Here is a 17,025-nt window from a genome sequence, read left to right as displayed (position 1 = left end):
AAATTTATGAAACAGATATTTACTAAAAAGAATGTATGTAGGCTTCTGTTGGTTGCCATGCTGGCTTCATTCTCAGCCTGCAATGATACAGATGAACAGACAGAGTTGTCATCTGCTATCTATCCTTCATCAATAGAAATGCTATTGCCGGACGAGTTACAGGAACTTGTATATGTAGATCATTCTACCAACACTTCGGTACTTCCGCTGCTAAAGGGAGAAAAGGTCTCCTTGGATTATAAGATGCTCCCGGAAAACGTGACTTTTAATGAAGCGAAATGGAGTTCCACGGATGAAAGTGTAGCCACGGTGGAAGCTGATGGTGACGTAGAGGCTTTAAAAGCGGGTTATGCAGTGCTGCAAGTGGCTCCTGTCGTGGCTTATTCGGGCAGTGGAGTCAACAGCACATTGCGCCTTGCTGTAGTCGATGAATTGGTTAAGGCGGAAGCTATTACGCTTACTTCACCAGCCTCCGAGTTGTTCGAAGGTGAATCGATGCAGCTCTCGGCAACCATTGCTCCGGAAAATGCCACCTACAAGACCGTGCGTTGGAGCAGTTCTGACGAAACCATTGCCACGGTAGATAATCAGGGAGTTGTCACAGGAGTTTCTGCTCCCGGCACTCAGGCGAAAGTAACCATTACTGCCACGGCGTTGGACGGTTCAGGTGTTTCCGCCAGTCGTGAAATAACCGTCATCAAAATGGTGCAGCCACAATCTATTACGTTGGATCAGACTTATGCGAAAGGCAACGGATACGAATGCGCTATTGCTGATAAGACAATTAAGCTGACTTACACCACCGTTCCTGAAAACAGCACTGCTTCGGTCATCCAATGGGCATCAAGCAATGAAGACATCGCTACTGTAGACAATGGTGTGGTGACGTTCAACCAAAAAGGTGCATTCGGCGATGTGGTCATTACGGCTACATGCCCCGAAACAGGCAACTCCTCTTCCATTACGTTGAATTTGGCGGAGGGATTAGTTCGTGAACTCTTCCACAACAAGGACAACTATTCTTGGTATAACGCCAAGCAGTCGGCAAACGGTACTTCCTCTTCACACAAGTGGACGTATGGCAAGCTGGCAGTCACCACCTATACAGTCAATGCCACCACGCAGCGTGCCGACTTCAAGTGCTGGAGTCCCAAGACATGGCTTCATGCCGGCAAATATCCCATCTTTGCCATACGCATGGACGATGTGAAAGACAAATACGCAGGCAAGGTGACGGGCAGGAATATCAATATCGATGCCTCCGGCTCCTGCAACGGCAAGGATTTCAAGGGTAGCTTGGGAGGAAACAATGCTTGGGTACACGACTATAAGTGCAGCGATGGCAGTCATGTGTTTATCTACAATCTGGCAGCCCAAAAGTTCCAGACTGGAGATATATTGCCTACCACTTCTGTAGCGGCATTCAATACTTTCCAGTTCAAGTATGCGGACATGAAGCCCATCGACCACCAAATAGAATATAATGTCTATTGGGTGCAGACCTTCAAGACGTTGGGCGATTTACAGAGATATATCCAATCTGAAGGACTTACCTACGAGATAATCAAATAACATAGCAAGAAAATCCAAACAATAATAACCATGATTTTTAATATAAATAAGATAGCAATCGCAGGGGTGATTTTCACCGCTGCCACGCTGCTTTCCTGTCAGGAAAATAAGTTCGGTGAGGTAGATTTGACACTGCCTGATAACACGGGAAAGTGGGAGGATGTGACAGCCAAATATACTTACAATCATCCGTGCGCCATGTACAATGATGATGACTTTGCCCGTGTAAGGAACATGCTGGCCGACGGCACCGCTCCACAGGTCGTGAAAACGGCATTCGAGGCATTGAAGGCAAGCAAGTATGGCGTGATCGACTACACTCCCAATCCAGTGAGGCTGATGAAGCGTGGTACGTCCGCCGATGTCAATGACGATGCTGACGAAGATGCTGCTGCTGCCTACCAGACAGCTATGCTCTGGAAGCTGACAGGTGACACACGATATGCAGATGCCTCTGTCCGCATACTGAACGCTTGGGCAGATGAGTGTGAAGGATTCGACCCCAACGGGAACGCCAACCAAATGCTGACAGCCGGCATTCAGGGATATACCTTTGCCAATGCCGCTGAAATCATGCAGACATACACTGGCTGGGGAGAGAGCGACAAGCAGGCGTTCAAGAACTGGATAGTGAAAAACTTTGCCGAGAAGAACCGACAATTTATGGATTTACATTGGTCACGCCAATATATGATGTGCGAAGACCACTATTGGTCCAACTGGGATCTGGTGAACATGTGTTCTTATCTGTCCATCGGCATTCTGACTGAGAATGACGAGATGGTGAACTATGTGGTAAACTATTTCTATGACGGAGGTGGCAATGGCTGTATCAAGAAGTTGGCAAGGGGCAATCATGCCGACCCATTAGGCAGTGGAGAGACTCTTTTCCAAAATCAGGAAAGCGGACGTGACCAAGGACACTCCATGATGTCTACCATGGTGACGGCAAATCTTTGCCAAATAGCCTATACCCTTTATAAAGGGAATAAGTCTGTTCCTGAACTGGACTTCTTTGCCGCCCACGATAATGCCGTGCTGAAAATGGCTGAATATGTGGCACTCTGCAACTTGCGTAGTGGAGACGATGACAAGAACAAGGCAGGCTCGTGGCTGGTCAATGCTGGTGATATGCCTTTCGAGGAATATAAGTATTGCATTAATTGCAGTTGCCCGGATAAGAGTCACGGAGTGGTGCAGAGTGTGGTCAACCTGAGCGAGGAGGTAAAGAACGGTCGTGGCGAAATACGTCCGGGATGGGAAATACTCTATATGCACTATGCTAAGGAAAAAGGACAGGGCAGCGGATATAAGTATTGCAAGATGTTTGCCGACAAGCTCCGTCCTGAATGTGGACCTGACGGAACACGCTACACGTCCAGAGGTGGCACGTTCGACCAGCTGGCTTGGGGTACGCTGATGCTTTATCGTGAATAGAAAAACAGGCAAGTGATTATGAAAGGCAAATTTGTCTATATCACCTTCTTTATTCTGCTGACTGCGCTTCATCTCCGTGCGAAGGACTTGAAACTGTGGTACACAAGTCCCGCACGGGCTTGGACGGAAGCATTGCCCATCGGCAATTCACGTATGGGTGCCATGGTCTATGGTGGAACTGGCATAGAAGAACTACAGCTGAACGAAGACACTTTTTGGGGAGGTGGACCTTATAACAATAATAATCCGCATGCGTTGGGTGTACTTCCCGAAATCCGTGAGCTGATATTCGCAGGAAAGGCGAAAGAGGCGGAGCGTCTCGTTCAGAAAACGTTCTATACCGGCAAGAATGGCATGCCTTACCAGACCATCGGCAGCCTGTTGATAGAGAACGACGGACACGAGGCGGCATCGGAGTACCACCGCGAACTGGATTTGGAGCGGGCAGTCGTCACCGTCCGTTACAAAGTGGGTGGAGTGACCTATCGGCGCGAAGTGTTTGCTTCTTTCACGGACAAGGTGATTGTGGTGCGCCTGACGGCTGATGTGCCGGGCAAGCTGAATTTCAAGATTGGATATCGGTCGCCCTTACCTCATCATAAAGTGTCGAGGCAGGGGAAGACGTTGAGGCTTTCAGGTCGTGCGACAGACCATGAAGGCGTAAAAGCCGCCATCCGCATGGAAACGCAGGCGCAAGTGGTGGCGGAAGGAGGAAAAACGACTGTCACCAATGAACTTATCCATGTGAAGGATGCCACGTCTGCCACGGTGTATGTGTCGGCAGCTACCAACTTTACAGACTACTGCCATGTAAACGGCAATGCAGGAAAGCGTGCCGGAAAGTTGCTTACCGCAGCGATGAAGCAGCCGTATGACGAAGCTTTGGCGCAGCATATCGCCTATTACCGTCGCCAGTTCGACCGGGTGAAGCTTGAATTGGGCGAAGAACCGTTACAACCGTTAGCAACGGTGGAGCGTGTACGACATTTCCAAGAAGGGAAAGACTCTTCTTTGGCAGCATTACTTTTCCAATACGGGCGTTACTTGCTCATTTCTTCCTCACAGCCGGGTGGGCAACCAGCCAATCTGCAAGGAATATGGAACGACAGGCTGCTTGCCCCATGGGATGGCAAGTTCACTATCAACATCAATACCGAGATGAACTACTGGCCGGCGGAAGTAACCAACCTGAGCGAGACACACTATCCGCTGTTCGACATGATAAAGGAACTTTCGGTGACGGGCAGGGCTACCGCACGCGACATGTACGGATGCCGTGGCTGGGTGGCGCACCACAATACCGACATCTGGCGGGCAACTGGCCCTGTGGACAATGCGTTCTTTGGCACGTGGCCCAACGGAGGTGCTTGGCTGACTACCCATTTGTGGCAGCACTATCTCTACACGGGGAATAGGGATTTCCTAAAAGATATGTATCCCGTGATGAAAGGTGCCGCCGATTTCTTCCTCGATTTCTTAGTGGAACATCCGAAATACGGCTATTTGGTCAGTGCTCCATCCATGTCGCCTGAACATGGCCCGGATGGGGAGGACAAGCTGAAGAGTACGACCATCACAGCAGGTTGCACCATGGATAACCAGATAGTGTTTGATGTGCTGAACAATACGTTGCAAGCTGCCCACTTACTGGGTGAATCCACGACGTATCAGGATTCATTGAATGCCGTCCTTGCCCGTCTTGCCCCTATGCGCATAGGTAGGTATAACCAATTGCAGGAATGGTTGGAGGATGTGGATAATCCAAAAGACCAGCATCGTCACATCTCACATGCCTATGGGCTTTATCCCAGCAATCAGATTTCCGCCTACCGTCATCCTGAACTGTTACAGGCCGTGAGGAACACTCTTATCCAACGGGGTGATGAGGCTACCGGATGGTCTATTGGTTGGAAAATCAATCTTTGGGCTCGGTTGCAGGATGGCAATCACGCTTTTGGCATCATTAAGAACCTGTTCAAACTGCTTCCGAACGACAGCATGGCAAAGGAGTATCCGGATGGACGCATCTACCCGAACCTGTTCACCGCACATCCGCCCTTCCAGATAGACGGTAATTTCGGTTATACCGCCGGATTTGCCGAAATGCTCTTGCAGAGTCATGACGGAGCGGTGCATCTGTTGCCGGCTTTGCCCGATGCATGGAGTGTAGGGAAAGTGCAGGGACTGGTGGCACGTGGTGGTTTTGTGGTAGACATGGACTGGAAAGACGGTCAGTTGTCCTCGGCAACTATCCGTTCACGCTTAGGTGGCAACCTGCGTATCCGTTCGTATGTACCACTCCGTATAGAAGGTGCTGAAGTGGCGCAGGGAGATAACTCCAATCCGTTCTATCAATGTGCTGAAATCAAGCAGCCACAAGTATCGGAAGCCCTCACTCCGCAGTATCCCATTCTGCGCAAGGTTTATGAGTACGACCTTGCAACTAAGGCTGGTGGAGAGTATAACATCAGGAGAGGAAATTAAGTGTAATGTTTCTTTTATCCGTATTTTAAATATGGTTACTTGCTAAAAGATAAATATATGAAATATAAGACGATTGCAGCCATCTCATTGGGCTGCCTTTTGGGAGCAGGAAGTCTGTCCGCCCAATCTGTATATCCCGGACAACACAAGGGAAAGTTCCGTAAGGCGGATCTCGCATCCATGAAAATGGAAAGTTTCGATTTGAAAGACGTGCGGCTGCTGCCGAGCCGTTTCAAGGACAACATGATGCGCGACTCGGCTTGGATGGTCTCTATCCAGACGAACCGCTTGCTGCACAGTTTCCGTACCAACGCCGGTGTGTTTGCCGGACGGGAAGGCGGCTATATGACCGTGAAAAAACTGGGCGGCTGGGAGTCGCTGGACTGCGAACTGCGGGGACATACCACCGGTCATTTGCTTTCGGCTTATGGGCTGATGTATGCCGCTACCGGAAGTGAGATTTTCAAGCTGAAAGGCGACAGCATCGTGTCGGGACTTAGCGAGGTACAGAAAGCCCTCGGCAACGGCTACCTCGGTGCCTATCCCGAAGAACTTATCAACCGCAATCTACGGGGAACCGGCGTATGGGCACCGTGGTATACGCAGCACAAACTGTTTTCCGGTCTGATAGACCAATACCTCTATGCCGACAATGAACAGGCATTGGAAATAGTTAAGAAGATGGGCGACTGGGCTTACCGGAAACTGAAACCGCAAAGCGAAGAGACGCGCCGCCGGATGATACGCAACGAGTTCGGAGGCATCAATGAGTCGTTCTACAACCTGTATGCCCTGACCGGCGATGAAAAGTACCGCTGGCTTGCCACCTATTTCTATCACAACGATGTCATCGATCCGCTGAAAGAACAGAAAGACGATTTGGGCACCAAGCACACCAATACCTTCATACCGAAAGTGTTGGCGGAAGCCCGCAATTATGAACTGACCGGAAGCGAAGAGAGTCGTTGGCTGACCGATTTCTTCTGGCACACCATGATAAATCATCACACTTTCGCACCGGGATGCAGCAGTCAGAAGGAACATTTCTTCGATTCGAAACAGTTTTCCAAGTTTCTGAACGGTTATACGGGAGAAACTTGCTGTACTTATAATATGCTGAAACTAAGCCGTCATCTGTTTTGCTGGACGGGCGATGCGAAAGTGGCGGATTATTATGAGCGGGCACTCTACAATCACATTTTGGGACAGCAGGATCCGCAGTCGGGCATGGTGTGCTACTTCCTGCCTATGCTGTCGGGAGCCTATAAAGTGTACAGCACTCCGGAGAAATCCTTCTGGTGCTGTGTGGGAAGCGGTTTCGAGAGCCACGCCAAGTATGGGGAGGCCATTTATTACAAGGATAACCAAAGCATCTATGTCAATCTATTCATACCTTCCGTGGTTCGTTGGAAGGAGAAGGGCATTGTTTTAAAGCAGGAAACGGAATTCCCCTCGGAAGAAACGACCGTTTTCTCCGTTGAAACGGAGCGTCCGGTGCAGGCTACCATTTCCTTGCGCTATCCATCGTGGAGCGGCAAAGCGGAAATACGCGTCAATGGCAAGAAGATATCCGTGCGGCAAAAGCCCGGTTCTTATATTAATCTGATGCGCCGTTGGAAAGACGGTGACCGCATTACCGCCCGTTTCCCCATGCACATCGATGTTGAGACCACCCCGGACAATCCGAAGCGGGGAACGCTGCTCTACGGTCCGGTTGTTCTCGCCGGAGAACGAGGAACGGAAGGCATGCAAGCACCGGCACCATTCTCCAATCCGGAGTTGTATAACGACTATTATACGTATGACTATCATGTTCCGGCATCCTTGAAAACCCGCTTGCCGATAGATGTGAAACATCCGGAGCGTGCCGTGAAGCGCGTAGGGAAAGACCTTACATTCACCACTGCGCAGGGCGACATCATCCGACCGCTGTACGACATACACCGTCAACGCTATGTAGTTTACTGGGATTTGGAAGCAATTGATTGAGAAAAAAAGATTACTGACTTTGATAGATTGATTATGAAAGGACACGCATTACTCCTATGTGCATTGTTTTGCCTTCTGTGCCCCTCGCTCAGGGCACAAAAAGTGAAGCATCCGTCGTTACTCTACACCCCAAAACGTATCGAGCTGGTCAAGCAGCGGATAGCGGAAGAGCCGCAGATGGCAGAGGCTTGGAGACAACTGAAGGAAGCTGCCGACAATAAATTGCAAAAGCGGAATCTGAAGGACGCGGAATATCTCTCGTTGGCATACCTGATGACCGGTGAGAAGAAGTATGCCGACAAATTGAAGGAAATTCTGCTGCATGTCATCAAAGACGAGACCTGGGGCAGCGAAGAGATGCTGGCACGCATCCCCGTGTGGCGCGGGGACTTGGGATTGGCTCACAAGGCTTACCTTTCCGCCATTGCCTACGATGCCGTTTATAACGATTTGTCTGCGGCTGAAAGGAAGGATATTGCCCGAAACTTGGAACGCCTTGCCCTGGAGCCTTGTTTGGGCGACTGGTTGCTGGAACCTACCCGCATCCATTCGCTGAACTCCATGGGACATAACTGGTGGACTTCATGCGTCTGTATGGGAGGTATTCTGGCGCTGAGCCTTCAAAACGAACTTCCCGAAGCACGCGGACAGGCGGAGCTGGTGAACGACCTCCTGCCGGAATGGTTCGCCTTCGAGGGAGATGTGCTCCAGTATAAACCCCGGACATTCGACCGCGCGGGAGGCATGTACGAAAGCTTGAACTATGCCAATTTCGGCATACAAGAAGCTTTACAGTTCCGACTTGCCTGGAGCAACATGAATCCTGGACACCCGTTGCCGGAAATTCCCCAGCTCAAACTGCTGCCGGACTTCTTCATGCACGTATGCTATCCGCGCACAGGCATGCTTTATGACATCAACTTCGGCGACAGCCATAAGAACATAGCTGCAGAGAGCAGCCTGATGTTACTTTATGCCATGGGGATACGCAACGACAATATGTTGTGGTATTTCAATCAGGTTGAGCAGGGGCAGCATCGTGACGGCTATTTCCTGAATCGCCCCATGGGTTTCCTTTATACGCCGAAACTGGACAAAGCTCCCGCCGTTCCCCGGTTGGATCGTGCCCAACTGTTTTCCGATTTCGGCTGGGCCACTATGCGTTCTTCGTGGGAGAAAGATGCCACGATGCTTGCTGTGAAATCCGGCTATACTTGGAACCACTCCCATGCCGATGCCAATTCTTTCATCCTTTTCCATAAGGGGGTTGACATCCTGAAAGATGCCGGCAACTGTTCATATCCTATTCCGGCGTATCGGAACTATTTTTTCCAAAGCCGGGCACACAATGTGGTCTTGTTCAATGGAGAGGGACAGCCGCGCGAGCAGCAATACCACGGCTCCCCGCTGCGGGGATATCTCCATTATCTGATGGATGCGGGCGACATGAAATATATCCTTGCCGACGGCACAGGACCTTATTCCGACCATTTCAGTCGCAACTTCCGCCATTTCCTGTGGATAGACAAAGTGATTTATGTAATAGACGATTTGAAAACCCACAAGAACGGTCACTTTGAATGGCTGTGGCATCCCGGAGGCGAGGCGAAGAAGAGGGGGTATGACTTGAATATTACGAACGGGAACTCATCGGTCGTGGTACGTCCGCTCTATCCCAAGATGCTCGCCAAGTCCGACTTCGTACACGATTATCCGGAAGACCTCTATTGGGAAATAGTGGAAGTTCCGGAGGAGACAATGAAGGGCAAAGAGAATTATTATGCCTTCCATTTGCCGGGAGAGGTGAACAGAGTGAAAGGAATGACCGCCATCATCCTGAGGGATAGCCCTGCCGACAAGGAACTGCCGCACATGGAACGGCGTGAAGGTAAGGACTGGATAGGACTGCGTGTACGCAATAATGGTAAGGTAACGGATATCTACATCAACCAATTGGCAGACGGGCGGCTGATGCACAGCAACTCATGGATAGAGGCAGACGGTTGGACGACGGATGCCTATCTGCTGGCCGTGACTTACGAGGAAGGAACATCCCCTGCCGATGCAAAGGATTTCTTCATTGCCTACGGCAGTTCGTTGCGCCAGGAAAAGGTCTCTTATTTCTCTTCGCTCTCCAAATTGTTTGTCATGCAAAAAAGCGAAGGCAAACAGTTGGAACTGCTGATAGAGGGGCAATCCCGGCTGAATGCCAGTTTCAGAAGTGACAAACGACCGGCCTCTGTTCGGGTAAACAAGAAATCGGTTCCGGTTATTTACAAAAACCGTTCGGTGAAAGTTAGAATAGACAAATAAGATTGGTTTACATGAAAAAAAAGATAAGCTTAATAATGTTCTTCGTGAATATTATTTATGGATGGGGATATGCTCAGTCTCTTTCGGAAGTTTGGATAGCTGATAGGAAAGATGGAACGTATACTAATCCGATTCTACACGCCGACTATTCTGATCCGGATGTATGTGCGGTGGACGATGATTTCTATATGACTGCTTCCAGTTTCAATTGTACTCCGGGGTTGCCCATTCTCCATTCCAAGGATTTGGTAAACTGGAAGTTGGTGAACTATGCGCTGAAGGTTCTCGAACCGGAAGAATTCTACAATAAACCCCGACACGGGAAGGGTGTGTGGGCTCCTTCCATCCGTTACCATAACGGTGAGTTCTATATTTATTGGGGAGACCCGGATTTCGGTATTTTTATGGTGAAGGCCAAAGACCCGCTGGGTGAATGGGAGAAGCCTGTATTGGTAAAGGCCGGAAAAGGCATGATAGACCCTGCGCCTTTGTGGGATGAAGACGGGAAGGTCTATCTGGTTCATGCTTGGGCCGGAAGTCGTGCTGGGTTTAACAGTGTAGTTACGGTATGCGAGATGAATCCGGAGGGAACGAAAGTCATTGGCAGTCCGGTGCTGGTATTCGATGGCAACGACGGAGTGAACCATACGGTAGAGGGGCCCAAGTTCTATAAACGCAATGGGTATTACTACATATTGGCTCCTGCCGGAGGAGTGGTCAGCGGTTGGCAGCTGGCACTTCGCTCAAAGTATGTCTATGGCCCTTACGAAGTGAAGAGAGTGTTGGCACAAGGAAATACGGACATCAACGGACCGCACCAGGGAGCCTGGGTAGAGACGAATGCGGGCGAATCCTGGTTTGTGCATTTTCAGGACAAGGCAATGTACGGGCGTGTCGTCCATTTGAATCCGATGAAATGGGTCGACGATTGGCCCGTCATTGGCGAGGACAAGGACGGTGACGGCTGCGGAGAGCCGGTGGCGCGGTACCGGAAACCGAATGTAGGTAGGACTTATCCGGTAGAGACACCGGCAGAGAGCGATGAATTCAATTCGCGCAGTCTGGGACTGCAATGGGAATGGCATGCCAACTATCAGGATTCTTTCGGCCTTACTTCCGACTTGGGTTATATACGCATCTATGGGCATGTGCTGTCCGATGAGTTCGTGAACTTCTGGGAAGTGCCGAACTTGTTGTTACAGAAATTCCCTGCGGAAGAGTTTACGGTCACAACCAAACTGAAAGTGGTGGCCAAAGCCGATGGACAGCAATCCGGACTGATTGTGATGGGCTGGGACTATTGCTACATCGGAGTGGAGAAACAGGGCGACAAGTTTGTGCTGAAACAGGTGGTCTGCAAGGATGCCGAGCAGCAGAACAAGGAGGTCGCTACTCGTTTAGCAGAACTGCCAATGAGCCGGAGGTTCGAAGCCGGACTATTACCTAATTATGAACGGGATATCTATCTGCGTGTAAAGGTCGGTAAGGGCGGTATTTGCCATTTCTATTATAGTTTAAACGGGAAGAAATATCAATCGGTTGGTGAACCGTTTACCGCACGCCAAGGCAAGTGGATTGGTGCCAAAGTCGGCTTGTTTAGCACGGTTCCCTACGGTAGCGACAGAGGCTGGGTAGATGCCGATTGGTTTCATATGGAAAAGAAATAAAAAAAATAAAAACAGATGAAAACGAAAATATTATTAGCAGGCTTAGGGCTGTGTCTGCTTTCTGCCTGTTCCTCTTCTTCTGAAAAGGAATTTGATGCGGAAAAGGCTCTTGATTATTGCGATGTTCAGGTGCACCGCACCCTGGAGGAACTGAAAGGGAAAAACGGCAGCATCGACTACACGATGATGCCGCGCAACATCATGGACAGCCTGAACACTTGGCACTGCCGCAAAGCCACGAAAGAGGAATGGTGCAGCGGCTTCTGGCCCGGTATCTTGTGGTACGACTACGAGTACACCGGCGATGAGAGGATAAAGGAAGAGGCCGAGAGGTTCACTGCGCCCCTGAAGTTCCTGTCTGAGACACCAGCTTTTGACCACGACCTGGGCTTCTTGGTTTTTTGCAGCTATGGGAACGGTTATAGGCTGACCCATAATCCCGAGTACAAGCAGGTGATTCTGGACACGGCCGATTCGTTGGCCACCTTGTTCAATCCACGTGTAGGTACCATCCTTTCATGGCCGCGCAATGTGGCGATGTTCGGTGGGCATAATACGATTATGGATAATCTGATGAATCTGGAAATGTTGTTTTGGGCAGCCAAGAATGGTGGTAATCCATATCTGGCAGATATTGCCGTTTCCCATGCCGACAAGACCATGAAGTACCAGTTCCGTCCGGACTATACTTCTTATCATGTAGCGGTTTATGACACGCTGACGGGAGATTTTATCCGAGGGTGTACTCATCAAGGATATGCGGACAACTCGATGTGGGCACGTGGGCAGGCATGGGGAATCTATGGATATACCATGATATATAGGGAAACAAAAGACCCTCGCTATTTGGATTTTGTGCAGAAAGTTGCTGATGTCTATATAGAAAGACTTCCGGCTGATTATGTTCCTTATTGGGACTTTGGGGTTTCTGATATATCGAATTCTCCGCGTGACGCATCGGCTGCAGCCGTAGTAGCATCCGCTTTATTGGAATTGTCTACTTATTTGCTATCCGATAAAGGAATGAATTATAGGAGAGTCGCGTTAGAAACATTAAAAAATCTTAGCTCTGATAAATATCAAAGCCGCAAAAGCAAACCTTCTTTCCTACTTCATTCTACCGGGCATTGGCCGGCTAAGTCAGAGATAGATGCGTCTATTATATATGCAGACTATTATTATATAGAAGCGCTGTTAAGATTAAGAAAAATAGAGGAAAATAAGCAGCTGTTTTAAAGTCATTATTCCTATCGAAGTATCGTTCACATGACTATTGAAACAAAGTTTTTCTCCTTTCTGTTTAATATAGATGTGGCTAAAATGTAGAATATTCTCAGGTTACGCAGTTTTGATTCTCCTGCTTGCCTTGACCATTCATATCTTCCGCAGGGAACAGACGAGACGGAACAGCTTGCAACAGGATGAACAGGAACTGGCCTGTATCCGGCGTTTGGCTGGAGAAACATATGCAGGTCTGCTGGAACTGTCCACTTACGGTGAAACGGTCAGCATCTGGGAAGAAAGCGACCTTGGTCTCTACCGAGTAAAAAAGGACAGTGTCTGTAACACACTGCAGGAACTGAAAAGGTATGTGAATTCCCCCGGACAACAGTCGCGCATAGATTCGTTATGTCTGCTGCTGGAAAGAAAGGAACTGTTACTGGATACGGTCGTGAACACATTCGGGCATCTGCGCAAGACCGGCGAAATCGTGAACCGCAAGATTCCGGCAATTGTGTCCCGTATCCGGCAGGTGGATGTCCTTCCGACCGAGGAAAAGAAGGAGGAGGAAACCCCGAAGAAGGGGTTCTGGTCATTCATCAGGTCCGGAAGGAAAAAATCGGCCTATCTGCAATAGAAGGAACAGCTGGAACGTCGGCGACAGTCCGGTGATAAACATCAGGGTACCGCATCTGTTGCGAGCATGTTGCATTCTCTTGACAGGGAGGTGACCGACATGCAGGAGACCGAACGGGAAAGGCTGCTGGAACAGATGGACCTCCTGTACGGCAACAACACAGACCTGAACCACAGGCTACGCCGGATTGTTAGGGACTTTGAGGCGGATGCTGAAGTACGGCTTGACGAGCGTTACAGGCAATTCATTTCCACATGCGACCGCTCGTTCCATACGGTTTCCCTGCTGGCCGTTCTCGTCTCGTCGCTGACCGTCCTCCTGTATCTCATCATCCACCGGGATCTGAATAGGATAAACCGGTACCAGCGTCAGCTGGAAGCCTCCAACCATGAGAACACGGAGCTCCTGCAATCGAGGAAGGACATGATGCTCACCATCGCCCACGACCTTCGCTCCCCGCTGGCCACGATAAGCGGAGCGGCCGACCTGCTGCTGGGCGAAGAGGACAGGCCGGGCCAAACGAAATATGTGGAGAATATCCGGCATACCTCGCAATACATGCTCTCGCTGGTGAATACCCTGATGGACTTCTACCTGCTCGACACGGGGCAGGTGCAGTTATACGCCTGTATCTTCCACTTGGAATCCCTGTTCAGGGAAACGGTGGAAAATTACGCCCCGCTCGCACAGCGGAACCTGCGTTTCTCCACCGGCTTTTCCGGCACGGACGTGGTGGTCAGCGGCGACAAGGGCCATCTGCAGCAGATCATCAACAACCTGCTCTCGAATGCCGTGAAGTTTACCAGAGAGGGAAGCATCCGGCTGGAGGCGGAGTACAGGAAGGGCGAGCTGCATTTTTCCGTCCACGATACGGGTTCCGGCATCTCCTCGCTGCGGTGAAATTCACTGTGGCGGATGATATCCGCAAGGGCACGTTCAAGAGTGCCAGCTTGAAAGGAATTCCGGGTAAAGGAACTTATACGAGTAGAAATGACCAATGGAGTTTCGGCAGTATGGCTGATAACTCCGAAACCTTCACATTGGAATTGGACGACGGCGGTGTGGAAGTTCCGGTAGATTCGCTGATGACCGAGGAGCAAACGTTTATGGTGTTGCCGACAACGTACCAAAACAGCGATAACATATCCCCCGCCATCGAAGTGGTGTTCGATGACAGCTTCTATGGGGAAAGGACGATTACGCATGAACTGGCGGGTACGGAATGGAAGGCAGGCAAAACCTACATCTACAAGATTTCCACTTCGGAGATTGAGGAGGAGTTTGTTTTTGACGTGAACCTTTCGAAGGATGTTACTGTCAGCGAGGACGGGGATATCTCGACACTGTACTCAGGTGGGACGATTCCTTTCGAAGTAACAAGCTATTCGGTGCAGTCGGCAGGAAGCCAGAGCAAGGATATCGACCAGCCTTGGTCGGCGGAATTCAGTTACGACAGACAGCAGTGGTATTCGTGGAAAGACTTCCAAACGACATACGAGCGTTTAAATCATGATAATGATGGAACTGACGTTACCCTTGAAAGTTCCACTACCGACTGGAACGTGGCCCGGATATTCGGAGACAATCCCACATTCGTAAGCGGAAACGGATCGACAACTGCCGAATCTGTGCCTTTTACGGTTGCTGGTCAAATCCGCTACACAAAGAATCATGACAAGATCATACAATACAATGGCATAAAAGGTAGTGAGGATAATTACATTGACCTTTCGCTCATCAACCCTGTTACTCGTGAAGAAATGCCGAGTGCCAACTCCGCCAACTGCTACATTGTCGATGCCAAAGGATACTATAAACTGCCGCTCGTTTACGGAAACGGTTTGCAGAACGGAGAGGTTGTGGATTTCACTAACTTCGAGCTTTGGGGGGCGGACGGCGAGATATTGAGAGACGGAGGCATCAACTCGTACTGGAAAAACAAGGGTCCACACGGTATCTATAATTCCAGCAGCTATCCGGCAGGATATACGCCAAGTGTGCATATAAAAGATGCTAAGGTGATATGGCAGGACGAACAGGGAATGATTACCGATCTGACGTTCGAAAACCTGACGGATGTGGGAGGAGGAAGTGCGAAAGCTTATTTGAAGTTTAAAGTAGGTGCAAATCTTGCAGCAAGTCAAATGAAGCAGTTTAATGCCATTATCGCTATCATAGGAAGTTTTGACAAGACTGACGCAGCTCCCAATCCCGATCCTGCCGGAGATGTCGTTGTGTGGAGTTGGCACATTTGGTGTACCGACATCGGCACACACGGAAGATATTTCTTGGGCAATAAGGAACTGACAGGAGAGCGTTACGAAGTATTGTCCAAAGACTTGGGCTCCGTTGAAGGTGTATACGATCATTATCCCCACAGAAGTATATGGGTTCGTTTCAAACAGACAAACAGCGGCAAATATTCGGGAAAAGAGTATCGCATCTACCAGATGGAGTCGAACATTGCAAAGAGCATCCGTATCCCTTTCTATCAGTTTGGGCGCAAAGACCCGATATGTCCCAACGATGAGAATGCTTTGTTGGGTGGTATTGCTACCGCTGTTGATAAGACTTTATATGATGGAGAAGGAAAGATTGTACCGTTTGAGGTTTACAGCGAAACTGACAATTATGCTAATCATAGAAAGATTAGAATCCAACATCCCGAAAAGTTTGCAACAACACAGGTTCAACATGAAAATTATTTGTGGAAAAACGAGGGTTTAGGCAAGACACCCTACGATCCATCTCCCTACGGATTCACTGTCATTGATCAAAAAGCCATAAACTTTATCATCAAACCCGGAACGGAAAAATGGGAAACAAATCCGAACCTTCCCTATAGGATAAGAAGCGGAAAGGTTTTAGGCAGATGGGAGGATGGAATGAACGATAACAATACATCAAACGTTCACATGAAAGGAGTGTATCTCACGGTTCAAAACGAAGAGGGGCATAATGTCGAGTTGTTTTCTCCGGCAACCGGGTGACGGTCTGCTGATGATGGTAAATTTGTGCAAAGCCTGTTTGGAAATCGACTGTTTTTTGTATGTAGAGATGGAAATAGTAATTTATCGTATACAGACATGTTGGTTCTGGAAAAGAATAACGATGATATAGATGTGGATACATGGATACAGGGTAAAAACTTTGCCATGACGGTGCGTCCGGTATCTGAAAATCCGGTATCGACACCGTCCCGATGACAGACGGGGTTCATGCAGGCTTAATGGAAAAGTAGATGTCATCACGGGTAATGTTGTTCATCTTTGCCGGCCAGAGGCCGGAATACGAGCGGATTATCCGTGATGTCCTGACGATAAGAGAGGTAATCATTACTAAACTGCGGTCACACAGCCCCAGTTTATCAGTGCAGCTCTACTGCTTTCCGAAGAGAATATTATCGTTAAGTCCTTATAAATCTGGATAATACCACCGTCTATAGCCATCAAAGGGTATCCCTATTTATCTACCGTTTTTATATTCTTTATCTTTAACCATACCGTTATAGGATATTATCAGAGCGTGGAATGGAGAGACCTTAGCTCTATTGTTCAGATCTATCTCTTGCCTAAAGCAATAGGGGCGAACAGCATCTGGTTGGTATTATGCTTATTTAAAGTTCTGGCAGCTATACTCATAGTTTTTATGTAATAAAACACCTGACTATACGTAGCCAATGGCCTAAGCCCCCCCTTACATAAG

The 17,025-nt window shown here is 49.2% G+C and carries 8 protein-coding genes and 2 pseudogenes; 9 read left to right on the top strand and 1 reads right to left on the bottom strand.

From position 1 onward, the window contains the following. The first annotated feature begins 6 nt into the window (after window positions 1–6). The 9 genes and pseudogenes from ACT8YW_RS04135 to ACT8YW_RS04095 all read left to right on the top strand — a co-directional run bounded on the left by ACT8YW_RS04135 (window position 7) and on the right by ACT8YW_RS04095 (window position 16,310). Entirely contained in the window at window positions 7–1,572 is a 1,566-nt protein-coding gene (locus ACT8YW_RS04135) for an Ig-like domain-containing protein (RefSeq protein ID WP_444104094.1), read from the top strand. A gap of 30 nt (window positions 1,573–1,602) precedes the next feature. Further along, window positions 1,603–3,009 (top strand): alginate lyase family protein, encoded by a 1,407-nt coding sequence (locus ACT8YW_RS04130; protein WP_444104093.1) that lies wholly within the window; start codon window positions 1,603–1,605, stop codon window positions 3,007–3,009. 18 nt (window positions 3,010–3,027) lie between these two features. Next, on the top strand, window positions 3,028–5,493 hold the full coding sequence (locus ACT8YW_RS04125) for a glycoside hydrolase family 95 protein (protein WP_444104092.1): 2,466 nt from the start codon (window positions 3,028–3,030) through the stop codon (window positions 5,491–5,493). 57 nt (window positions 5,494–5,550) lie between these two features. Then, window positions 5,551–7,482, top strand: a complete 1,932-nt coding sequence (locus ACT8YW_RS04120) for a glycoside hydrolase family 127 protein (RefSeq protein WP_444104091.1) — start codon at window positions 5,551–5,553, stop codon at window positions 7,480–7,482. Window positions 7,483–7,515: 33 nt separating this feature from the next. Then, window positions 7,516–9,795 (top strand): heparinase II/III domain-containing protein, encoded by a 2,280-nt coding sequence (locus ACT8YW_RS04115; RefSeq protein ID WP_444104090.1) that lies wholly within the window; start codon window positions 7,516–7,518, stop codon window positions 9,793–9,795. 11 nt (window positions 9,796–9,806) lie between these two features. After that, a complete protein-coding gene (locus tag ACT8YW_RS04110) occupies window positions 9,807–11,462 on the top strand; it encodes a glycoside hydrolase family 43 protein (protein ID WP_444104089.1) in 1,656 nt (551 codons plus the stop codon). A 15-nt stretch (window positions 11,463–11,477) separates the two neighbouring features. Next, window positions 11,478–12,698: a glycoside hydrolase family 88 protein gene (locus tag ACT8YW_RS04105; RefSeq protein ID WP_444104088.1), complete on the top strand. Its 1,221-nt coding sequence runs from the start codon at window positions 11,478–11,480 to the stop codon at window positions 12,696–12,698. 73 nt (window positions 12,699–12,771) lie between these two features. Further along, window positions 12,772–14,208 (top strand): annotated as a pseudogene (locus tag ACT8YW_RS04100) (sensor histidine kinase); the annotation flags it as partial. A gap of 20 nt (window positions 14,209–14,228) precedes the next feature. After that, a complete protein-coding gene (locus tag ACT8YW_RS04095) occupies window positions 14,229–16,310 on the top strand; it encodes a hypothetical protein (RefSeq protein ID WP_444104087.1) in 2,082 nt (693 codons plus the stop codon). A 250-nt stretch (window positions 16,311–16,560) separates the two neighbouring features. On the opposite strand, the pseudogene ACT8YW_RS04090 reads toward ACT8YW_RS04095, so the two are convergent. Further along, a pseudogene (locus ACT8YW_RS04090) lies at window positions 16,561–16,731 on the bottom strand (carboxymuconolactone decarboxylase family protein); the annotation flags it as partial. Between the last annotated feature and the right edge of the window lie 294 nt (window positions 16,732–17,025).

Source organism: Bacteroides sp. (assembly GCF_052357945.1).
Taxonomy (GTDB): domain Bacteria; phylum Bacteroidota; class Bacteroidia; order Bacteroidales; family Bacteroidaceae; genus Bacteroides.
Note: the sequence above shows the minus strand (reverse complement) of the source record. Positions and strands in the feature narration are given on the sequence as shown.

Bases quoted from the DNA above. Each gene is read 5' to 3' on its own strand.
- ACT8YW_RS04135 (WP_444104094.1), top strand. From the start codon at position 7: ATGAAACAGATATTTACTAAAAAGAATGTATGTAGGCTTCTGTTGGTT.
- ACT8YW_RS04130 (WP_444104093.1), top strand. From the start codon at position 1,603: ATGATTTTTAATATAAATAAGATAGCAATCGCAGGGGTGATTTTCACC.
- ACT8YW_RS04125 (WP_444104092.1), top strand. From the start codon at position 3,028: ATGAAAGGCAAATTTGTCTATATCACCTTCTTTATTCTGCTGACTGCG.
- ACT8YW_RS04120 (WP_444104091.1), top strand. From the start codon at position 5,551: ATGAAATATAAGACGATTGCAGCCATCTCATTGGGCTGCCTTTTGGGA.
- ACT8YW_RS04115 (WP_444104090.1), top strand. From the start codon at position 7,516: ATGAAAGGACACGCATTACTCCTATGTGCATTGTTTTGCCTTCTGTGC.
- ACT8YW_RS04110 (WP_444104089.1), top strand. From the start codon at position 9,807: ATGAAAAAAAAGATAAGCTTAATAATGTTCTTCGTGAATATTATTTAT.
- ACT8YW_RS04105 (WP_444104088.1), top strand. From the start codon at position 11,478: ATGAAAACGAAAATATTATTAGCAGGCTTAGGGCTGTGTCTGCTTTCT.